This window comes from Kitasatospora sp. NPDC127121 (genome assembly GCF_042677305.1).
Taxonomy (GTDB): Bacteria; Actinomycetota; Actinomycetes; order Streptomycetales; family Streptomycetaceae; genus Kitasatospora.
In genome coordinates this window covers 46,689-67,317 of the sequence record NZ_JBHXTQ010000012.1, presented here as the reverse complement: position 1 = coordinate 67,317, position 20,629 = coordinate 46,689, and the positions used below count along the sequence as shown (strand labels likewise).

Annotated in this window: 15 protein-coding genes and 4 pseudogenes; 14 read left to right on the top strand and 5 right to left on the bottom strand. The window is 71.1% G+C overall.

What is annotated here, in order from left to right:
- Window positions 1-130 precede the first annotated feature (130 nt).
- Genes ACFVHI_RS09495 through ACFVHI_RS09480 form a run of 4 tightly spaced genes read left to right on the top strand, consistent with a single transcriptional unit; the run spans window position 131 to window position 3,849 of the window.
- A complete protein-coding gene (locus ACFVHI_RS09495) occupies window positions 131-1,405 on the top strand; it encodes an aspartate aminotransferase family protein (RefSeq protein ID WP_380337329.1) in 1,275 nt (424 codons plus the stop codon).
- An 18-nt stretch (window positions 1,406-1,423) separates the two neighbouring features.
- The gene (locus tag ACFVHI_RS09490) at window positions 1,424-2,284 is read left to right on the top strand and encodes a TauD/TfdA family dioxygenase (RefSeq protein ID WP_380337327.1); all 861 of its coding nucleotides are present in this window, start codon (window positions 1,424-1,426) and stop codon (window positions 2,282-2,284) included.
- On the top strand, window positions 2,281-3,051 hold the full coding sequence (locus tag ACFVHI_RS09485; RefSeq protein ID WP_063350408.1) for an SDR family oxidoreductase: 771 nt from the start codon (window positions 2,281-2,283) through the stop codon (window positions 3,049-3,051). The genes ACFVHI_RS09490 and ACFVHI_RS09485 overlap by 4 nt, the downstream gene beginning before the upstream one ends.
- A 3-nt stretch (window positions 3,052-3,054) precedes the next feature.
- A complete protein-coding gene (locus ACFVHI_RS09480) occupies window positions 3,055-3,849 on the top strand; it encodes a class I SAM-dependent methyltransferase (protein ID WP_380337325.1) in 795 nt (264 codons plus the stop codon).
- Window positions 3,850-3,917: 68 nt separating this feature from the next.
- Here ACFVHI_RS09480 and cpt read toward each other — a convergent pair whose 3' ends face one another.
- On the bottom strand, window positions 3,918-4,484 hold the full coding sequence (gene cpt / locus ACFVHI_RS09475) for a chloramphenicol phosphotransferase CPT (protein ID WP_380337322.1): 567 nt from the start codon (window positions 4,482-4,484) through the stop codon (window positions 3,918-3,920).
- Between the two features lie 262 nt (window positions 4,485-4,746).
- Between cpt and ACFVHI_RS09470 the strand changes: the two genes are divergently transcribed.
- Genes ACFVHI_RS09470 through ACFVHI_RS09460 form a run of 3 tightly spaced genes read left to right on the top strand, consistent with a single transcriptional unit; the run spans window position 4,747 to window position 8,722 of the window.
- Entirely contained in the window at window positions 4,747-5,925 is a 1,179-nt protein-coding gene (locus tag ACFVHI_RS09470) for a terpene synthase family protein (protein WP_380337319.1), read from the top strand.
- Window positions 5,922-7,328, top strand: coding sequence for a cytochrome P450 (locus ACFVHI_RS09465; RefSeq protein WP_380337316.1), 1,407 nt, complete (start codon window positions 5,922-5,924; stop codon window positions 7,326-7,328). The genes ACFVHI_RS09470 and ACFVHI_RS09465 overlap by 4 nt, the downstream gene beginning before the upstream one ends.
- Complete coding sequence (locus ACFVHI_RS09460; RefSeq protein ID WP_063350413.1) at window positions 7,325-8,722, top strand: NAD(P)/FAD-dependent oxidoreductase; 1,398 nt, start codon at window positions 7,325-7,327, stop codon at window positions 8,720-8,722. The genes ACFVHI_RS09465 and ACFVHI_RS09460 overlap by 4 nt, the downstream gene beginning before the upstream one ends.
- Before the next feature lie 165 nt (window positions 8,723-8,887).
- Here ACFVHI_RS09460 and ACFVHI_RS09455 read toward each other — a convergent pair whose 3' ends face one another.
- Complete coding sequence (locus tag ACFVHI_RS09455; RefSeq protein WP_363377142.1) at window positions 8,888-9,112, bottom strand: hypothetical protein; 225 nt, start codon at window positions 9,110-9,112, stop codon at window positions 8,888-8,890.
- Window positions 9,113-9,322: 210 nt separating this feature from the next.
- Between ACFVHI_RS09455 and ACFVHI_RS09450 the strand changes: the two genes are divergently transcribed.
- The 6 genes and pseudogenes from ACFVHI_RS09450 to ACFVHI_RS09425 all read left to right on the top strand — a co-directional run.
- Window positions 9,323-10,666, top strand: a complete 1,344-nt coding sequence (locus ACFVHI_RS09450; RefSeq protein ID WP_380337312.1) for a GH1 family beta-glucosidase — start codon at window positions 9,323-9,325, stop codon at window positions 10,664-10,666.
- 86 nt (window positions 10,667-10,752) lie between these two features.
- Window positions 10,753-10,893 (top strand): annotated as a pseudogene (locus ACFVHI_RS09445) (family 1 glycosylhydrolase); the annotation flags it as partial.
- 467 nt (window positions 10,894-11,360) lie between these two features.
- On the top strand, window positions 11,361-12,440 hold the full coding sequence (locus ACFVHI_RS09440) for an ABC-three component system protein (protein ID WP_380337310.1): 1,080 nt from the start codon (window positions 11,361-11,363) through the stop codon (window positions 12,438-12,440).
- A complete protein-coding gene (locus tag ACFVHI_RS09435) occupies window positions 12,437-12,910 on the top strand; it encodes an ABC-three component system middle component 2 (RefSeq protein WP_107452973.1) in 474 nt (157 codons plus the stop codon). Before ACFVHI_RS09440 ends, ACFVHI_RS09435 begins: the two co-directional genes overlap by 4 nt.
- On the top strand, window positions 12,903-14,732 hold the full coding sequence (locus tag ACFVHI_RS09430; protein WP_063350417.1) for a hypothetical protein: 1,830 nt from the start codon (window positions 12,903-12,905) through the stop codon (window positions 14,730-14,732). Before ACFVHI_RS09435 ends, ACFVHI_RS09430 begins: the two co-directional genes overlap by 8 nt.
- Before the next feature lie 168 nt (window positions 14,733-14,900).
- Window positions 14,901-15,032: pseudogene (locus ACFVHI_RS09425) on the top strand (family 1 glycosylhydrolase); the annotation flags it as partial.
- A gap of 252 nt (window positions 15,033-15,284) precedes the next feature.
- Here ACFVHI_RS09425 and ACFVHI_RS09420 read toward each other — a convergent pair.
- The 3 genes and pseudogenes from ACFVHI_RS09420 to ACFVHI_RS09410 all read right to left on the bottom strand — a co-directional run.
- Window positions 15,285-15,410: pseudogene (locus ACFVHI_RS09420) on the bottom strand (RHS repeat domain-containing protein); the annotation flags it as partial.
- Window positions 15,411-15,981: 571 nt separating this feature from the next.
- Window positions 15,982-19,155 (bottom strand): trypsin-like peptidase domain-containing protein, encoded by a 3,174-nt coding sequence (locus ACFVHI_RS09415; RefSeq protein ID WP_380337305.1) that lies wholly within the window; start codon window positions 19,153-19,155, stop codon window positions 15,982-15,984.
- Entirely contained in the window at window positions 19,152-19,502 is a 351-nt protein-coding gene (locus ACFVHI_RS09410; RefSeq protein WP_063350419.1) for a trypco2 family protein, read from the bottom strand. The genes ACFVHI_RS09415 and ACFVHI_RS09410 overlap by 4 nt, the downstream gene beginning before the upstream one ends.
- A 543-nt stretch (window positions 19,503-20,045) precedes the next feature.
- Between ACFVHI_RS09410 and ACFVHI_RS09405 the strand changes: the two are divergent.
- Window positions 20,046-20,429, top strand: a pseudogene (locus ACFVHI_RS09405) (family 1 glycosylhydrolase); the annotation flags it as partial.
- Window positions 20,430-20,629: the final 200 nt, after the last annotated feature.

The window sequence follows — 20,629 nt, the reverse complement described above, 5'->3', positions numbered from 1 at the left end:
GCACTGACCCCCGTCCGCCGTACCGATCCGTCCGCCGCGCCGGCGCCCCGTGAGCTGCGCCCCGTGAGCTGCGCCCCGTGAGCCGCGCCCCCACCGACCCGTACCCCCAGACCCATGGAAGGCGGACCTCGTGTCCCAGCTGTCCCCGGTGCTCAAGCAGGCCACCTCCGTCGTCGCCACCCGCGGCGAAGGGCTCCACCTCTTCGACGCCGACGGCCGCCGCTACCTCGACTTCACCTCCGGCGTGGGGGTGACCAGCACCGGCCACTGCCACCCGCGGGTGGTCGAGGCGGTGCGCGAGCAGGCCGGCCGGCTGATCCACGGCCAGTACACCACCGTGCTGCACGACCCCTTGCTCACCCTCACCGAGCGGCTCGGCGAGGTGCTGCCGCCCGGCCTGGACTCGCTGTTCTACGCCACCGCCGGCAGCGAGGCGGTGGAGGCGGCGCTGCGGCTCGCCCGGCACGCCACCGGCCGGCAGAACGTGATCGTCTTCGAGGGCTCCTTCCACGGCCGCACCATGGGCGCGGCCGCGCTCACCACGGCCGGCAGCCGCTTCCGCGCGGGCATCGGCCCGGTGATGCCCGGTGTCGCGGTGGCGCCGTTCCCCGACGCCTTCCGGCTCGGCCTGAGCCTCGGGCTGAGCGAGGCGCAGGCCGTCGAGCACGCCCTGCGCGGGCTTGACCAGGTGCTCGCGACCGTCAGCGCCCCCGCCGAGACCGCCGCGATGTTCGTCGAACCGGTGCTCGGCGAGGGCGGCTACGTGCCCGCGCCCGCCGGGTTCCTCGCCGGGCTGCGCGAGCGCGCGGACCGGCACGGCATTCTGCTGGTCGTCGACGAGATCCAGACCGGCTTCGGCCGCACCGGCCGGTTCTGGGCCCACCTGCACCACGACGGCGTGGTGCCCGACGTCCTGATCACCGCCAAGGGCCTGGCCAGCGGCTTCCCGTTGTCCGCGATCGCCGCGCCGACCGACCTGATGCGGCGGGCCTGGCCCGGCTCGCAGGGCGGCACCTACGGCGGCAACCCGGTCGCCTGCGCCGCCGCGCTGGCCACGCTGGACGTCATCCGGGACGAGCAACTGGTCGACAACGCCGCCGAGCAGGGGTCGCGGCTGCTGGACGGCCTGCGGGCGGTCGCCGCCGGAGCGCCGGGCGTCGCCGACGTCCGGGGCCTCGGGCTGATGATCGGCAACGAGTTCTGCCACCCGGACGGCTCCCCGGACCCGGACACCGCCAAGCGCGCCCAGCAGGCGGCGGCCGACCTCGGCCTGCTGCTGCTGATCTGCGGCGTCCACCTGAACGTGGTCAGGATGATCCCGGCGCTGACCGTCACGGCCGGGCAGGTCGACGAGGCGCTGGCGCTCTGGTCCAAGGCGGTGGCGGCGGCCGCCGCCCAGCGGTAGAGAGGAGTGGTTCCGCACATGTACGACGACACGGTGTCCGAGATCGGCTGGAGCAGCGAGGAACTGGAGGAACGGCGGGAGCAGTGGTCGCTCCCGCTCGACGAGGGGGAGCGACAACTGCTCTGGGCGGACGCGCGGGCCGAGCGGTGGGGCGCGGCCGAGCCGGTCCGGGCGAAGCTGCGCGCGCTCGTCCAGGGCGGCGCCCGCTCCGTCGGCGTCGCCCACGTCGTGGGGCTGATGGATCCGACCGCCCCGGAGGAGGAGGTCGCGGCCGCCCTGTCCTTCCTGCTGCGGGACTTCGGCGAGATCGTCCCGCAGAACGGGCGCGGCGACCTCACCCAGGTGCTGCGCGACCAGGACGGCGACGGCAACACCGAACTCGGCTTCCACTGCGACACCTGCGACCTGCTCGTCCTGCTCTGCATCCAACCCGCCTACAACGGTGGAGGGTTGACCAAGCTGGCGAGCGCGCGGCACGTCTACGACCTGATCGGGCGGGAACGGCCGGACGCCCTCGCCACCCTCACCGAGGAGTGGACCTTCGACCGGACCGGTCGGGCCGGGCCCCAGGTCGTGGTCTCCCCGATCCTCTACACCCAGAAGGACGGGACCATCGCCTGCTACTACCAGACGCGCACCGTCCGCTCGTCCCCCGACCGCGGCGGCCCGCCGCTGACGGACCGCCAGTGGGACGCGCTCGGCGTGCTCGACGAGGTGCTCTACCGGCCCGAGATCGCCTTCGGCCTCCCGATGGCCGCCGGAGACCTGCTGATCATCCGCAACAGCCGGGTCCTGCACGGGCGTTCGGCCTACGTGGACGAGCCGGCGCCCAACTCCCGGCGGATGCTGCGGATCTGGATGAACACGGAGGACATGTGACCGGGAGCGCGCAGACACCGCACGGGCGGACCGCCGTCGTCACCGGCGGCGGCAGCGGGCTCGGCCGGGCCGTGTCCCTGGCGCTGCTGGGCGCCGGCTGGTCCGTCGCGCTGGCCGGGCGGCGCAAGGACGCCCTCCAGGAGACCATCGCCCTCGCGGACGTCGACCCCGCCCGGGTGCTGGCCGTCCCGACCGACATCCGCCAACCGGAGGAGGTCGCGGCCCTGTTCGACGCCGTCCGCGACCGCTTCGGCCGGGTCGACCTGCTGTTCAACAACGCCGGCGCCGCCGCCCCGCGCCGGCCCATCACCGAGACCCCGTTCGAGGACTGGAACCGCGTCCTGGACACCATCGTCACCGGCGGCTTCCTCTGCGCCCGCGAGGCCTTCCGGGTGATGAGCGCCCAGTCCCCGCAGGGCGGGCGCATCATCAACAACGGCGCGCCGTCCGCCCACGTCCCGCGGCCCAACTCCATCGCCTACACGGCCGCCAAGCACGCCGTCCTCGGCCTCACCAAGGTGCTCTCCCTGGACGGCCGCGCGTACGGCATCGCGGTCGGCCAGATCGACGTCGGCAACGTCACCCCGGTCGACGGCGGCCCGCAGCCCGCCGCCATGCAGGCGGACGGCACGATGGCGGTCGAGGCGACCATCCCGGTGGAACGCTTCACCGAGGCCGTCCTGCTGATGGCCTCGATGCCGCCGGACACCAACGTCCAGTCCCTGACCGTCCTGCCCACCACCATGCCGTACGTCGGGAGGGGCTGAACCGTGCTGGTCAGCGCACGTTCCTTCGACGAGTACCGCGCGATGTTCGCGCTCACCGACGGCGACCTCGCCCCCGGCCGGCGCATCCTGGACTGCCCGGGCGGCGCGGCCGCCTTCACGGCCGAGGCCGGCCGGCGCGGCATCGACGCGGTGGCCGTCGACCGCGAGTACGCCCACCACCGGGAGGACCTCGGCGTCCTCGTCGAACGGGAGACCCGGCACAAGCGCGACCAACTGGTCAGGGAGGCATCGGACTTCGTCTGGACGTGGTACGGCGACCCCGATCGCCTCACCCGGCAGTGGATCGCCAACGCCCGTGACTTCCAGGCCGATATCGCCGCCCGCCCGGACCGCTACGTCGCCGGCTCACTGCCCGAACTCCCGTTCGCCGACTACTCCTTCGACCTGGTCCTCAGCTCGCACCTGCTCTTCTCCTACGGCAACCGGCTGGACGGGGACTTCCACCTGGCGGCCCTCCTGGAACTCGCCCGGATCGCCCGCCGCGAAGTCCGGCTCTTCCCGGTCATGGTGTACGACACCGGCGTCCGCTACGGGGAGCTGGACGGGCTGCGCCACCACCTGGACGCCCTCGGGATCCCGAGCCACGTGGAGCGGGTGGAGTACGAATTCCAGCCCGGGGACAACGAGTTGCTCGTGCTGTCGTGCGCCGACTACCGGCCGCTGGCTCGGGCCGGGGCGCCGGGAGCCGGCGCGTCGATGCCGGGCGCGTCGGTGGCGGGCGCTTCGGTGTCGGGCGCTGCCGACCCGGTGCGGTGGCGGCACCGGGAGAACCCCTGACCTCAGGCCCGAGCCCTGGCTCTGGCTCTGGCTCTGGCCCTGGCTCTGACTCTGACTCTGGCCCTGGGTCACCCGCCGACGGGGGCGGATCCGGCGGCGTCGCCTCCGAGGTGGGCGGCAATCCTCCGCGCGCACTCCAGCGACTCGGTGCGCGAGGTGTCCACCTCCAGGTCGTAGCGCACGCCCTGGTGGACCAATTCCGCCTGCGAAGCGGCCATCCCCAGGATCCGGTTCCCCCGGGCGAGCTCCCGGCCGGTGGCCACCGCCGCCTCGCAGCGGACCCCGACCCACAGCACGTCCAGCCCCACGAGCGCCTTCTCCCACCGGAGTTGGGACTCAGCCCGGCCGAGGAAGACCTCGTCGACGATCACCCGCGCGCCCGCCCCCGCCATGGTCGCGACCCCCGCGATCCACGCCGCCTGCAAGGCCTGGAACTTCGACCCGACGCTCACCCCGCCGTCGGCCGCGAAACCGATGCCCCCGTCCGTATCGTGCAGGGATGCGGGCATCGCCTCGATCAGGGTGTCGACCCCGACCGTCAGCCAGGGCTCCGGCAGCACCGCCTGAAGACACCGGGCGATCCCGGACTTGCCCGAGCTGGAACCACCGTTCAGCACAATCACCTGAGTCGCCATCCCGCCACCGTAGCGATCCCGGTGCCATGTCCCAACCGGATATCGGACGCCCGGCGAGAGCCTGGCCGCCGACGGGTGGGGCGTGTCGGGAGGGGCCGGGCGGCACGCGGGGAACGGTCACGGTCCGTGTCGACGTGGTGACGGCGCGATCACTCGTGCGGGGGAAAAGCGATGGTTGCGCTTTGAACAGTCGCGGTGGCTGGCCAGACTGGTCCTTCTCCGACCGGCCGGTCGGAGGTGGTGAGCGAGGGGGAGCACGGGCATGGGCGTTTCGTCGTACCGCGGCATGTGTGGCCTCGCCGCCGAGCACCCCGGAGGCCCGGACCTCCTCGCGGGAGTCGCCAGACCGGCGCCGCATGGCGAGGCCGGCGCCCTCCGCCGCGACGTCGGGGCGTGGCTGGTGGCGAGCGGGGTGCTCGGCGGTGACGTCCAAGGGTTCCTGGCACAGGGCCACCTGGACCTGGTGGCGGAGGCGTGGGGCGACGTCCCCCGGGGGCCGAGGCTGGTCGCGGCGGCGAAGTGGCTGGTGCTCACCTGGATCCTCGACGACCGCTTCGACGACCAGTGGATCGGCCGGCCCGTCACGGCGGCCCGGCGGACCGTCCAGGCGCTCACGGACGTCCTGGACGGCGGTTCGGGCGTCGACTCGGACAGCGTTCCGGGTGGCGGCTCGGACGGCGTTCCGGACAGCGTTCCGGGCGGTGGCCCGGATGGTGCCTCGGACGGCGGCTGGGATGGCATCGAGCCGCCCGGCGACGCACTCGTCGAGGCGTTCGCGGTGCTGTGGCGGGAGACGGTCGAGCTGACGCCGCCGCAGTGGCGGGCGCGCTACGCGGCGTACTTCCGCGCGTACCTGGACACCTCGCTCGGCTACCTCGACGAGGCCTCGCTCCGCGACACCGCCTTCCGCGACACCGCCTTCCACGACGCGCCCTTCCGCGACACCCCCTTCCACGACCTCGGGACCGCCGCCCCGGCCGGCGCCGTGCAGACCGTCCCCGAGTACCTACGCCGACGGGACCAGGACGGCGCCGTGTCGTGCGCGGCGGGGTGGATCGAACTCGCCCACGGCCTGGACCTCGCCGACGAGGTGTTCCGGCACCCGAGGGTGGCGGACCTGCTGATGCGCTTCAACCACGTCGTCTGCTGGGTCAACGACCTCTACTCCGCCGAGGGGGAGTCCGCCGCCGGGAACGGCAAGAACCTGCTGCGCTCGTTCACCGTCCACGAGGGCCTGGCCCCCCAAGAGGCGTCGGCCCGGCTCGGGGCGCTGTGCGAGGCCGAGTCGACGACGCTGGAGTTCCTGGCGGACGGCATCGCCCGCGACCCGTCGTCGCCCGGCGAGGTCCGGGCCTTCGCCCTCGGGCTGGTCCGCTTCACCCGCGCGCTCATCCACTGGACGGCGACGGCCGCCCGCTACCGTACGGAGTCACCGCGATGATCCCCCGTCCGCCCGGCGGCCTGCCGCTGCTCGGGCACCTGGTGCCGTTCCTGCGCGACCCGCTGGCGTTCCTGCGTTCCCTGCCCCGGTACGGCGGCCTCGTCCAGATCAGACTGGGGCCGGTCTCGGCGGTGGTGGTCTGCGACCTGGAGCTGACCCGGCACGTCCTGCGCGAGGACCGGGTCTTCGACAAGGGCGGGTTCCTGTTCGAACGGGTCCGCGACTTCGCCGGCAACGGCCTGGTGACCTGCCCCCACGCCGACCACCGCCGCCAGCGCCGCTACGTCCAGCCCGCCTTCCGCGCCGACCGGATCGCGCGGTACACGGAGGTGATGGCCCGGGAGGCCCGACGGCTGGCCGGGTCCTGGAGCGACGGGCAGGAGGTCGACATCACCGCCGAGTTGAGCCTGGCCGCCGGGCGCAGCCTGGTCTCGACCCTGTTCACCCGGCTGCCGTTCACCGGCCTCCAGGAGACCGTCGACGACTTCGTGCTGCTCATCGGCGGCTCCTACCGGCGCATGCTGCTGCCCCACCGGCTCAACCGGATCCCGCTGCCGGCCAACCGCCGCTACGACGCCGCCCGCACCCGGCTGGTGCGCCTGGTCGACGAGGTCGTCACCGCCTACCGCGCGGATCCGGAGGACCGGGGCGACCTGGTGTCGACGCTGGTGGCCGCCGACGCGGGCGGGCAGGCGCTCTCCAACGCGGAGGTCACCGACCAGGTGATGACGATCTTCGCCGCCGGCTTCGACACCATCGCCAACTCCACCGTGTGGGCCCTGCACCTGCTCGCCCAACACCCGGACATCGCAGACCGGGTCCGAGCCGAGGTGGACGCGGCCCGCGTCGACGCGACCGGGGTGAACGTAGCCGAGGCGGACAGGGCCGAGGCCGTCGCCACCACGGCGGCCGGCACGTCGGCGAGCGTGGACGGCACGTCGGCGAGCGTGGACGGGCTGGAGCTCACCACCCGGGTCGTCCGCGAGGCCGTCCGGCTGTACTCCCCGGGCTGGCTGCTCACCCGCGTCACCACCACCGACACCGAACTCGGCGCGCACCGCCTGCCCGAGGGCACGTCGGTCATCTACAGCCCTTACCTGCTCCACCGCCAGCCCGCCCTGTTCCCCGAGCCCGACCGCTTCGACCCCGAGCGGTGGGTGGGCGTCCACCCGCAGCGCGGCCCGTTCATCGGCTTCGGCGCGGGACCGCGCCGCTGCGTCGGCGAGCAGTTCGGCATGACCGAGTCCGTCCTGCTGCTCGCCACGATCATGCGGGCCTGGCACCTGGAGCACGTCCCCGGCCGGACCGTCCGCGAGATGCCGCTCGCCACGCTGCGCCCCGGCCCGGTGTGGATGCGCGCGACCCGCCGTGACGGCCTCGTCCGCACCGGGGCCGCCGGGTGAGCACGGCCCTCGTCCTCGGCGGCGGCCTGGCCGGCACGCTGGCGGCCGCCGCCCTGGCGCCGCACGCCCGGAGCGTCACCGTTCTCGAACAGGACGTCCTGCCCGTCCTGCCCGGCCCGCGCCGGGGCCTGCCGCAGGGCGAGTTCAGCCACATCCTGCTCGGCGGCGGCGCGGACGCCGTCGAGGAGGTCCTGCCCGGAACGCTCGACGCCCTGCTCGCCGCCGGCGCCCACTACCGCTCGATCCCCGCCGGCCTGCTGATGCGTCTCGGGCCGGGCTGGCTCCAGGGCTTCGACTCGCCGGCCTACCTGATCGCGTGCAGCCGGCACCTGCTCGACCACGTCGTCCGGCGGCGGCTGCGCGAGCAGGCGAACGTGACGGTCCGCGAACGCACCTCCGTCCTCGGCCTGGTGGGCGGCCCGGGCCGGATCGTCGGGGTCCACATCGAGAACCCGGACGGATCGCGGGAGACCCTGCGGGCCGACCTGGTCGTCGACGCGACCGGCCGCCGCTCCCGCGCCCCGGAGTGGCTGCGCGCCCTGGGGGTCGAGGGACTGTGCGAGGAGACGGTGGACGCCGGACTCGCCTACGCCGCCCGGGTGTTCGAGACGCCGGGCGGAAACGAGGGCTTCCCGGTGGTGAGCATCGTGCCCGTCCCGGGGCGCGGCCGGCCCGGTCGGGGCGCCACCATCATCCCGATCGAGGACGGGCGCTGGATCGTCACGCTCTCCGGCACCCGGGGCGGCGAACCCGCCCGGGGCGAGCGGGAGTTCCACGACTTCCTGAAGGCGCTGGACCACCCGGTCGTCCACGACCTCGCCCGCGCCGCCCGCCCGCTCGGCCCGATCCGCACCTGCCACGGGACGCTGAACCGCCGGCGCCGCTACGAGTGCTACGAGGGCGGCCAGCTGGCCGGGTTCGCCGCCACCGGCGACGCGGTGGCGGCGCTGAACCCGGTGTACGGGCACGGCATGACGGTCGCCGCCCAGTGTGCCGCCGCCATCCGCGCCGCCGTCGACAGCGAAGGCCTGCACCCGGGGGTGAGCGCACTGATCCAGCGGCGGATCGCCAGGGTCGTCGACACGCCCTGGGACATGGCCAAGGACCAGGACGAGGGCTTCCCGGACGCGCTGTCGAGCCACCCCGCCACCGCTGCCGGGCCCGCCGCCGTGTTCACCCGCTGGTACACCCGCCGGGTGCTGGGCGCAGCCCTCACCGACCCCGCCGTCTCGGCCGCCTACTTCGAGGTGTTCTCCCTCGCCGCGAGACCCGCCCGGCTGGCCAGACCCGCGGTGGCCCTCGGCGCACTGCGACCCCGGCGCGCCCACCCGCCGACCGCCGGCCAGGCGATCGCCCGCTTCCCGGGGGTGGCCGCGCTGGCCGGGCCCTACTGACCGGCCCGGACGGCCGGAACCGCCCAACCTCCCGCTCCCGCACTCCTGTTCACGCCGTTGCCGTCGACGCCGCCCTCGAACACCCAAGTCCTGTCCCACCAAGATCGGTCGGACAGGCCTGGGGTCCGTCCTCAGGTGGACCCCAGGGCGACCTGACGGCTTCGGTCACCGGGCGGCCGCGGCCATCGCCTCGCGAACGGTGATCAGGCATGGATCGCAGTAACGGTCCGGGCCCGCCGACTCCTCGACGCCCGCAGCCGGCGCGACGCGCTGGGCGGGTTCGAGGAAGCGTCCGCACAGGGACGTCGACGAGTCGTTCTTCGTCACCACGTGCCACACCACGGCCGGCGGTGACACCGCCGGGTCGTGCTCGGCCCACATCTCGTACACGGTAGCCTCCCGAATCGCTGGGGCCCGGTCACCCCATGCAACCCCCCTCCCCGGCGGTCGGCCACCGGACGGGGCCCGGTGGGATGGCGCGCGGACGGTCGGGGCGTGCGGGTGGCGGCTGTTCCCTTGTGGTGGTGGCCGGTTGCCCCTGGCGTTTCGGTGTCGCGCCAGTAACATGAGTTCCCCTCACGTTCACGTCAGGAGGCAGTCATGCCGGACCGTTACGACCTGCCGACGGGGTTCCGCTGGGGCGCCGCCACCGCCGCCTACCAGATCGAGGGGGCGGTGGCGGAGGACGGCCGCGGGCCCTCCGTCTGGGACACCTTCGCCGCCCGCCCCGGCGTTGTCCGCGACGGCCACACGGGTGCGGTGGCCTGCGACCACTACCACCGGTACCCCGAGGACATCGCGCTGATGAAGGACCTCGGGCTGGACGGCTACCGCTTCTCCATCTCCTGGCCCCGCGTGCTCCCCACCGGCGCGGGCACAGTCAACCCCGCCGGACTCGCCTTCTACGACCGCCTGGTGGACGCGTTGTTGGAGTCGGGCATCACCCCGCTCCCCACCCTCTTCCACTGGGACCTCCCGCAAGGCCTGGAAGACAACGGCGGCTGGCTGAACCGCGACACCGCGTACCGCTTCGCCGAGTACGCCACCGTCATGGCCGACCGCCTCGGCGACCGCGTCCCCGCCTGGATCACCCTCAACGAGCCCTTCGTCCACACCGTCTTCGGCTACGCCCTCGGCACCCACGCCCCCGGCCGCACCCTGATGCTGGAGGCCCTCCCGGCCGCCCACCACCAACTCCTCGCCCACGGCCTGGCCGCCTCGGTGCTCCACGACCGCGGCCTGGAGGTGATGCTCTCCAACAACCTCACCCCGGTCGAGCCCGCCTCCGCCTCGCCCGCCGACACGGCCGCCGCCGAGGCCTACGACGCCCTGCACAACCGCCTGTTCACCGACCCCGTCCTCCTCGGCCACTACCCCGACCTCTCCGCCCTCGGCGTCCCCGACGACCTCTACGGCGCCCTCCACCCCGGCGACACCGACCTCATCCACACCCCCGGCCTCGACGGCCTCGGCCTCAACTTCTACAACCCCACCCGCATCGCCGCCCCCACCGAACCGGGCCTCCCCTTCGACTTCGTCGACATCCCCGACGTCCCCCACACCGCCTTCGGCTGGCCCGTCGTCCCCGACGCCCTCCACCAACTCCTCCTCGGCCTGCGGGACACCTACGGCAAGGCCCTTCCACCGATCACCATCACGGAGAACGGCTGCTCCGTCACCGAGGAGACCGTCCCCGACCAGCCCCGCATCGACTTCATGTCCGCCCACCTCGACGCCCTCGCCCAAGCCGCCGCTGAGGGAATCGACATCCGCGGCTACTACACCTGGTCCCTCCTCGACAACTTCGAATGGGCAGAGGGGCTGTTCAGCCAGCGGTTCGGACTCGTCCACGTCGACTTCGAAACGCAGCGGCGTACACCGAAGGCCTCCTATGCCTGGTACCGCGACCTGATCGCCGCCCACCGGGCGCAGAATGCAAGGTAGGGGTCGGTAACTTTCCTGCGAGATGGCCTAGTTGGGAAAGGCCGTGACTGGTAGTTACGGTCTTCCTATAATGACAGCCTGTTCGATGGGCTGAGGGGTTCGGTCAGCGCTTTGGTCTAGTCCACGTCGACTTCGAGACCCAGCGCCGCACCCCGAGGGCCTCGTACGCCTGGTACCGCGACCTGATCGCCGCCCACCGGGCGCGGTGTGCGAAGGAGGGTCGGTGACGTCGGTTCCGTGACGGCGGACCGCGGGCTTCGTGGGGCGCCCGCGGTCCGCTGGTGTGACTAGCCGCCCGCCGCCGGGGAGCGGGATGCTTCGGCGGCGGCGTCCGGCTGGTAGAAGTCGGTGTGTCCTTCGACGTGGAGGTGGGGCAGGCGGCGGTCCAGCCAGCTGGGCAGCCACCAGTCGCATCACGGCCGGTACCAGCAGCAGTCGGACCAGTGTGGCGTCGATCAGAATGGCCGACCCCATATCCACGCCGTGCTGGACGCCGTGGTGACGTCGGACGGCGCCGATACGACATGTCGCTGGCACTGGCCGGTTCCCCCTGGATCTGCGGTCACGCCGCAACCGATTGCCAGGAAGTGAGTTTTCGTCGGTGGCCCGTGGTGGTATGGACACCCAGTGCGCTTGATCACGGAGCGCGTTGGGGGTGGGAATGGAAGACCTGTCACAGAGACAGGACCGGCGGGTGAGCGTGGTGACCGTCTCGCAGTACGCCGTCCCGGGCGCGCTCGTGCCGCCAAACCGGTTCGACCGGCGCACGCCGCTGCAGCAGGTCTGGTTCTGGGAGCCCGACGAGTGGGAACGCTTCACCTGCGAGTGGGTGCGCATGCGGGCGTTGGATGAGGGCTACCTGGGCACCGAGATCATCGGTGGCAGTAACGACCGGGGCGCCGACGTGGTGGCGTTCTTCACCGAGCGGCGTCTCAACGGGGAGTGGCACTGCTTCCAGTGCAAGCTCTACCACGAGGAGTTGGTACTCGCCGACGCGCTGCCGGAGATGGTCAAGCCCTTCGTCGCGGCGGTGGAGACCACTAGGACATTGCCGACGCGCTACACCTTCGTCGCTCCCAGGATTCACCCGAGACTCAAAGACCTGGTGCTGACGCCCGACGAGCTCAAGTCCCGCTTCCTGGCGTACCTAGGTGGCCGCTCCCAGAGCGTGGCGAAGCTGCCCGCGCAGCTCCTCAGCGCTGTCGTCAAGCTCGCCGAGGCCACCGAGTTCTCCATGTTCTGGACCGTCAACCTGGACGAAATGCTGGAGGTCTACAGCAAGTCCCCGCTGTTTGCCGCCCGTTTCAACTACCCGCCTTCCGGAGAACCCGCGAAACTCCCCGTGCCGCCCGAGCCTGCCGCTGACGAGGCCCGGTTCCTGGAACAACTGGTCGATGTGTACCGGGAGCGGTTCGGGCAGCAGATCGTGACGGTGGACGACGCTTTCGACCACGCCAGGTCAGGAAGCCACCTGCGGCGCCAGCGCGAGGCTTTCTACGCGGCGGAGGCGCTGCGCTTGTACGCCCGCGACAGTGTCCCGGGCGACTCCTACACGGAGCTGCAGGACGACGTGCTCGCCAACCTGGTGGAGGTGGCGGAAGACGACCACGCATCGGGTTGGCACCGGCTGCGGGCGGTCGTCACCCAGGCTGGGAACCTGCAGGTGTCGGGATCAGTCATCGCGTCGTACTTCCAGCAGGTCCAGCGCAAGGGAATGTGCCACCAGTTCGCGAACGACGACAAGTTGACATGGTGCGACGGAGGAGAGTGGTGAACGTCCTCAACGGCCCGGTGGAGGTGGGCATGCGGGCCTTGGCTTTGCTCTCCGAGGCCCACCCGGAGGCGCTCGACCTCGCCGCGCTCGTCGTGCTCGACCACGCGGTCCTGCACAGCGAGCGGTTCGGTGGGCCACCCAGCCTGCTGCCCGAACTGCCCGCTCAGCCGGGCGAACTCGGTCGCAAACGCGAACTCCTCCATGAGGGCCTGGCCGTCCTGATGCGCGCCGGCCTGGCGTCGATCGATGCCACGACCGAAGGCTTGGTTTACCGGGCGACCGCCCGCGGCTCCAGCTTCTTGGGGATCTTCGAAGCGCCATACGTCGGCCGACTGTGCGAGAGGGCGACCTGGGCGGTGGAACAGCTCGCCCCGCACACAGACCCGCTGGCGTCCACGCGGGCCATCACACAGACCTGGCGCGAGCAGTTCGCCGCGAGCGCGCACCACCCCGGGGACGGACATGAATGACCTAACGCTGACGCACCTCACCTACGCCGGTTCCAGCCTCCCAGACGCGCAAGTTGCCTTCTCCCCGACCTTCACCTTGGTCTGTGGGGACTCCAATACGGGCAAGTCCTTCATCGTCGACTCCATCGACTACATGCTTGGCGGGCACACCACGCCTGCGATCCCGCACGCAGAGGGCTACAGCCAGATCCTGCTCGGGCTCCTCCTGCCGGACGGCAGCCCGCTCACCCTTGTTCGGGCACCAGGCAGCAACAACGTGCACGTCCACGAAGCCGACCTGAGGGGCCTCGTCCATGCCGCCCCCGACGCGGTGCTGTCCGTCCGACGGACGAAGAACCGTCGCGACGTCTCCCACTACGTGCTGGACCGGCTCGGCCTGGCGGACGCCTACATCCGTACCAACGAGGCGGGGAACACCGAGCACCTCAGGCTCGCCGATCTCACCCACCTGGCGATCGTCACCGATGGACGGATGGTTGACCAGACGCCGCCCTCGCAGCGGGTTCGGGGCAATGCCGCGAAGACCGCCGCCAGGTCCGTGATGAAGCTCGTCCTCACCGGCGAGGACGAGCCGCCGGCGAGCAAGGTGCCCAACGCCGCCCAACGCCGCATCCAGAAGGGCAAGATCGCTTTGCTCGATCAACTGGTGATCGACCTGTCGGCCAAGCAGACCACCGAGGAGAACGGGGACCAGCTCCGGGCACGCCAGGCCCGGTTGGCCATCACCCTGGAGACGGTCACGGCTTCGCTGCGCGAGGCGACAGAGCGGCAGAGTCGGATCGCGGCCGAGCGGACGCAGCACACCGAAGCCGAGGAAGGACTGGCGGTGCGGCTTGGCGAGGTTCGCGACCTGCTGGGGCGTTTTGACATTCTCCGGCAGCAGTACGAGTCGGACCTCGCTCGACTGGAGATGGTCGGTGAAGCAGGCAACCTACTCGGCTACTTCCGGGCCGGACGCTGCGTGTTCTGTGGGGCGGAGCCCGAGCGCCAGGAACCCGCACACGACAATCACGAGACCACCCACCTGCACGAGGCCGTCACTGCGGAGAGTGCCAAGACCCGGGCCCTCCTGGCGGACCTCCGGCTCACCATCGCCGACCTGGAGGAACAGCGGGACGATCTGCTCCGCCGGCAGGAGCGGATGCATATCCGAGGAACCGAACTCGATCGCACGATCCGGATGATCGAGGAGCAACTCCTCCCGGCGAAGGGCGAGCTCGACCAAGTCCTGACGGAGCGGTCGGAGATCGAGCGCAACCTCGAAGTGCTGGCGCGCATCGGTGAACTCGACGAACATCGCGCAGAACTAGTCGCCGCCGGAGCTGTGGCCGCCAAACGCGCCGACTCGCTGATTCCCGGCCGGACGGTACGGGTCTTCGACTCCGCACTCCAGCGGATCCTCGAACGCTGGAACGTACCAGGGACCGAGCACGCAGGATATGACCCTTACGGCGGCGACGTCCGCGCGGGCGGCCAGGCCCGTGCTGACCACGGCCGGGGGATGCAGGCACTGCTGCGCTCCGCGTTCTCCGCAGCGCTTGCCGAGTACTGCATCGACCGTAGGCTCCCGCACCTGGGGTTCCTCGTGCTGGACTCACCATTGGTGACCTACGGGCAGCTCCGTGACGAGGACGAGGCACGCCTGGCCCCGGAGGTCAACGACAGCTTCTACCGGCACTTCCTCCATTCACCGGGACAGACGATCATCGTTGAGAACACGCCACCGCCCCCCGACGTCGTCGAGCAGGCCCATGTCGTGATGTTCCGTCGGACTGGTGACGGCCGGCACGGATTCTTCCCGACAAGGCCAGGACTCTCCTGAGTCTCACGACTGCTTTCCTCCTGAGGTGCTGGGGGTCAAGGGGTTCAGTTCCGCCGCGTCGGCGGCCGGGGCGCCTCTGCTTCACATTCCTGCTGGGGACGCTGCGAGGCGCAGGCCGGGCGGCAGCGGGGCTGCAGAGGGTCGCGACTACAATGACAGCCTGTTCGATGGGCCGAGGGCTACCACCAGCGCTTCGGCCTCATCCACGTCGACTTCGCGACGCAGCAGCGCACCCCCAAGGCCTCGTACGCCTGGTACCGAGACCTGATTGCCACTCACTGGCTTTATCGGGCTGGGTAGTTGAGATCGATGGCGGCCGTGGCACATGGTGGGACCGGTCCAGGTTGATGAGTGCGCTGGTCGAGCGCGGGCAGGTGGCCGCGCTCGGCCATAGGGTGTGAAGACAGGGTGTTCGATGGTTGAGAAGGCCGTCACCAGCGGTTTGAGCTGAATCGGATTTTGTAGAGGCCTTGAAGCCAGGCGTGATCGCCGTGTTGGCCCAGTTGTGGGCCTGTTTCTGCTCGACGCTGCTGGCATCGCGTGGTACAGGTCGATCAGGTCCGGATCGAGGCCCAGCGGGTCGGGGCTGAGAGAGTGGGCGGTGGCCGGGTCGTAGTACCGGAAGACGTTGCAGTGCGGGCCGGTCTCGGCGTCGTGGAACTGCCCGGGGAAGCACAGCGGGCAGTCGATGCTCTCGACCGCGTCAGGCAGCGGGTGGCCGCACAGCGCGGTGCGCTGCTGCCAGGCCAGGGCGCCGTGCTCGTCGACCAGTTCGGTCGGGGCGCCGACTACGTCGGTGACGATGGCGTGGAAGCGGCGGTCGATCTCGTGCTGCGGGGCGTCGGCAATGGGCAGCAGCCAGTCGGTCTGGGTGAGCGGGCGCTGCCGCGTGAGGGTCCACTCGGCCCCGGCGGCGTGTTGGTGCGCGCACGATCGTCGAGTCGACCGCGACCACGCGGTCCAAGTCGCCCTCGGCTTCGGCCAGCGCGAGCAGCGCGGTGAGCGCGCGCTCCCACGTACCGTCCAGTGCCGACCTCCATGGCCGGTTGTGACGCCCTTCCACGACCCCGAACCGCTCCTGCAGCTCCGTTTACGGCGTCCCGGTCCGGTACTTGAACACGATCGCGTCGATCACCTCCCGATGATCACGCCACCGTCCGCCCGCGCCGAGGCGTAGGGTACGGCCCCAACGGCTCTGCCCGCGCCTATTGCGCATCAACCAACAATCGAATGATCCGCAGGGAACGGCCTACCCCAGAGCCCCAGGCTCCAAGGGGACCCACCTCGTCATCGAGTCCCAGGCCTGCAGGACATCCGCCAGGACATCCACCGAGGCCTCGGACTCGGGCCCGACGGTGCTCGCCGTGATGAGCAGCATTCCGCCGTACTGCTCCACCAGCGCGATGAACGCCTCGGTCGCCGGAGCGCTCCAGGCCTGCCCGGGCGTTACCACCGCAACCTCGCCGGGGCCGGTGAGTGCCCAGGCGCGCCCGTCGGAGGACCTGGGCGGCAGCCCGGACCACACCGGTCGCAGGTCGATCAGCTGGGCGCCATCCGACCGGGGCCCGCACGCCGCCGTCGCTGTCCAGCGGTCCCCGCTGCGGACCAATTGAGCGATCTCGAAAGACGGGTTGACCACGAGGGCGGGAACGCAAAGCGGGCCGAATCCCTCCCCCATGGGCACTCCGGCGGTGAATGCCGTCCACCTCATGCCCGCGTCTTTGGCTATCTGGGTCAGGGCTGACTCGTTCCAGTGCGGATACCGGCACAGTCCGAAGTGGAACAGCCGCGCGTTGGCCGCTATGAAGGTGTCGTCCACATAGAGCGCAGGAACACCGTCGCCCAGGGGGTACCCGCAGTCCTGGCAGTCGCCGGCCCAGAGCAACTGCATGAGCGAACGGGCTTCCTCCTCTCCGAGTCTGTCCAGGCAGACCTGGCTGAAGGCCAGGTGCCGCAGTCCGGACGAGCCCTCCTCTGCCTCCAGGACCACCCAGTCCGAGGGGCAGCCACGCTCCTGCGCCCGGCTCCACCATTTCTTCCCCAGCCGGACGTCGCCGAAGGAGTACGCCGTCACACCGGCCATCAGACAGCCGATCGGATCACCCAGCTCCCCCTGCTCAACCGCTGCGGCGTAGGCACGCGACACGTAGGCATTCGCCGTCTCGTGGTCCTTCCTATGTAGGAGGACGCCGGCGTACGAGAGGGCGGCGAGCGGGATCTTGCCGTCGGCAGCAACTCTCAGGGCTTCGACGGCTTCGTCCGACTGCCATTTCGACCTCAGCCAGTCCGAGTAGTGCAGCGCACTCCCGGGATCTCCGGCCTCGGTACCGCGCTTCCAGAGCGCCACCGCCTCGTCCTGGTCGCCTAGTTTCTCGTGAACCAGGCCGAGGGCTCCGATCGACATCCGCTCCCCACTCTGGATCGCGCGCTCGTACCACTCCCGGGCCGCTTCCAGATCCCCCCGCATGAAGGAGACGGCACCCATATTGTGTGCCCCCATGGAGTCGCCCAGAGCGGCAGCGCGCTCGAAGCAGCGGGCGGCGCCGTCATAGTCTTCCTCCTCTGCCAGCAGCGCCCCCAGATTGATCAGGCCGTCTGGATCGTTTGCCTCCGCGAGGGGACGGAGCACCTCCTTGGCCACCTCCGGCCGGCCCGCCGCCTTGGCGACGGTCGACACCAGCACCCGGCGCGTATCGTCCACGACGCGCAGCGTCTCTTCCCACACCTGCTCCGGGAGTTCGTTCGGACGGGCCCGGCGCGCAGCATCGGACACCAGGTAGTCGAACGGCTTCCACGTTCCGCCCCGGCCCGGCACCAGGGGACTGGTCACGCCCAGCACGATCCGGGACGCCCACTTCCATGCGTCCGCCATGTCCTCCGGACGCAGCGCTGGACCGCCCGCCAGGTCGAGGAAGTACTCGTGGAGGCGTTCCAGTGAATCCGGTGGCAGCGCACTGTCCACACCCGTGCGGGCAAGGGCGACTGCAGCCTCGACGAGCGCGGCCCCCCGGGGGTTGCCCCGTACCCGGGAGGCGGCCTTCCACCGCTTGAGGACCTGCGGCCCCGCCGCCAGGTACTCCGCCACCCCGTGCGCCCGGTTGGCGCTCAAGGCCGCGACGACGCGCGGGTCCTGGCGTGCCGACGCGGCCTGCCGCTCGTCGTCGGTCCAGATCCGGTCCAGCGTGAGGTGGTGTGCAGCGCGGATCACCCTGCCCGGCGAGGACGGCAGACGCGGTCCGGTGCCCTGCCAGAGTGACGGCCCGTCCTCCTCATCCGTGTAGTGCTCGTAGAACTCGGTGCGCAGCGTCGCGAGCACGACCGTGCCCCGGCGGACAAGCTGGTCGAGAAGGGACGGCGTCAGCCCGCCGGACCGCAGGTAGGTGTGCAGGTCGTCGAGCCACACGACGTTCTCGTAGTCGTTTCCGGAGGACACGCGCAGGAAGGCCAGGTCGGCGTCGGGATCCGGCTTGCAGACCGACCGGTCCGGGAGATTGCGGACCATGCCTTCGAACAGGGCCCGCGACTTGCCCGCCGCCGAATCCCCGGTCAGGAGCAGCATGCCGCCGGTCTCCGCCAGCGCTTCGAGTCGGGCGTCAAGTTGGGCGTCGACGTTGCGCGGCACGTACTGCACCACTTCCGGATGGCCGGCGGCGTCCGACGCGCGATGGACGCCGAAGGAGATCGGATCGGCGTCGGCGATCCGGAGCCAGTCGCCTTGGCGAGAGGTGGCGGCCTCGCGCACCGTGTGCGCTACCGACCTGTCAATCTCCACCACTTCCGGCCGCAGCCCTACGGCTGCCTCCATCGCCTGCTGGAACTCGGGGTCGGCCACCACGACCGATATTGGAACGGCTTCCACCCGTGCGTGTGCCCACCGTCCCGGGTCCCCGGAGACCACGCCGATCAGGAATTCTCCGGCGAAGAGCGCGGCACCCGACATCCCCTGCCAGGGCGATGTGCCGGGAGTGCCGGCCGTCGGCGGCGGTGTGTGGGAGCTGTCCAGGATGTAGCGGCCGCGTAGGATCGACGAGCCCGGCTTCAGCGTGCCGACGATCTGCTCGGTGTCCGGCCTCGCCCCGTCCCGCAGTGAGATGAGCGGGTACCCCACGGCTTCGCAGTTCTCCCACGCGGCCAGGCCCGCCGTCCGGCCCCAGCGGACGTCGGAGATCCGGCACGTCGTGGCGTCCCTGACCAGGTCGTCGTCCGCTTCGAGTAGGGCCGCGTCGCACGCCTCGTCGTAACGGCGCCACCTGAGGCGGCAGTTGCGCGTCCCCGCCCCTCCGGGGACGGCGACGCGAGTGGCCCCGTTGTCCCCGTCGAACAGGTGCGCCGAGGTGAGCACCAGGCGGGAGTCCAACAGGAAGCCGCTGCCCTGCCGCGCTCCCTGGACGATGGCGATGCGTTCGACGGACCGGACGCTCATCCGCCGCGCAGCCCGGACGGATGCTCGAAGTCACCCAGGTCGACAGCGGCCTGACTGCCGATCTCGATCGGCCCGCCGAGGGCCGAGTCCGTCGGCTTCAACTTCACGGACACCTTGTGGACGGCGTTCTGCGCGACCCCCACCTGGGCGTCGCCGGAGACCACCCATGCCTTGAACCCCGCCTTGGCCGTCGCGTCGCGTCGCAGCTCGACCGAGAAGTCCAGCGTGATCTCGTTGACCTCGAACTTGATGCGCTGACCGTCCGCAGCGTCCGCGGCGGCCATCAATTGGTCCCGCAGACCTTGCACGGCCTCGGTGAGTTCCACGTTCTCCAACGGATCGCGCATGTCTCCGACTCCCCCGTCCGGCCCGCCGTCAACCGCTATCCTTATCACATCGCCCCTGGCGCGAACGGGTGATCCGAACAACGCCGCCGAACGCACCGGAGTGCGGTGGGGCGTTTCGAGCACCATCGATGCGCCCATGACACGGCCCACCGCACAGCTACCGGCGCCAGCTCAGCGCTCGTGGCCCTGCGGCTTCAGTGGCGTCAGCGGCCACTCCGGGGCGGGCAGGCGGGCGCGGGCGTAGCCATGGACTTCGCCGAAGCGGGTGCCGGACTGCCAGTCGGCGCGGGTCTGGGCGATCCCCTCGTTGGTGCGGCCGATGAAGTTCCACCACGTGGCGATCTGATGATCGTGGCTCTGGTTCTGGGGTTGCGATGGCGAACCTGTGGTCGGTGTGGCCGGGTGGGGTGATCGGTGCGGCGGCCCCTGAGGGCCAGGCCCTTGCGGGCTATATGGCACTCGGCTCTGGATTTGGGCCGCCGGCTCGCCTTGAAATGAGCCCTGCTCGCATTTGTGGCTCGTGTTGTTTAAAGGGATTCATCCATGACGGACCGTCGCGACCCGCCGCCCGGATTCCGCTGGGGCGTGTCCACCGCCGCCTACCAGATCGAGGGCGGGATGGACGAGGATAGCCGCGGCTGGTCGGTGTGGGACACCTTCTGCGACCGGGCCGGCGCAGTAAGGGGCGGCGACACCGGCCGGGTGGCGTGCGACCCCTATCGCCGGTGGCCCGAGGACGTGGGGTTGATGCGCGGCCTGGGGCTCGACGGGTACCGGTTTTCGATCGCCTGGTCGCGCGTGCAGCCGGCCGGCCGGGGCGAGGTCAACGGTGCCGGGCTCGACTTCTACGAGCGGCTGGTGGACGGGCTGTTGGAGGCCGGCATTGCTCCGCTGCACGCGCTCTACCACTGGGACCTGCCGCAGGCGCGACCGCCTGTCTTCGCCGTGGTCGTGCACGGGTTCACGCGCTTCCCGCCTCCCTGCAGCCAACCGTTCAACTTTGGCGGCGGTGATCCTATACGCCTGGGTTGCCACCATTAGAGGACGGGCCTGACGACGAGCCGCGAGGAGTCACCGATGGTTACCAGGCCACTGCTGAAGCGCAGGCCGGCAGGCACGGGGAAGAC

Excerpts from the sequence above, each read along its gene's own strand:
- ACFVHI_RS09490 (WP_380337327.1), top strand. The coding sequence starts at position 1,424 with ATGTACGACGACACGGTGTCCGAGATCGGCTGGAGCAGCGAGGAACTG.
- cpt (WP_380337322.1), bottom strand. The coding sequence starts at position 4,484 with ATGGCGACTCAGGTGATTGTGCTGAACGGTGGTTCCAGCTCGGGCAAG.
- ACFVHI_RS09470 (WP_380337319.1), top strand. The coding sequence starts at position 4,747 with ATGGGCGTTTCGTCGTACCGCGGCATGTGTGGCCTCGCCGCCGAGCAC.
- ACFVHI_RS09465 (WP_380337316.1), top strand. The coding sequence starts at position 5,922 with ATGATCCCCCGTCCGCCCGGCGGCCTGCCGCTGCTCGGGCACCTGGTG.
- ACFVHI_RS09450 (WP_380337312.1), top strand. The coding sequence starts at position 9,323 with ATGCCGGACCGTTACGACCTGCCGACGGGGTTCCGCTGGGGCGCCGCC.
- ACFVHI_RS09430 (WP_063350417.1), top strand. The coding sequence starts at position 12,903 with ATGAATGACCTAACGCTGACGCACCTCACCTACGCCGGTTCCAGCCTC.
- ACFVHI_RS09415 (WP_380337305.1), bottom strand. The coding sequence starts at position 19,155 with ATGAGCGTCCGGTCCGTCGAACGCATCGCCATCGTCCAGGGAGCGCGG.
- ACFVHI_RS09410 (WP_063350419.1), bottom strand. The coding sequence starts at position 19,502 with ATGCGCGATCCGTTGGAGAACGTGGAACTCACCGAGGCCGTGCAAGGT.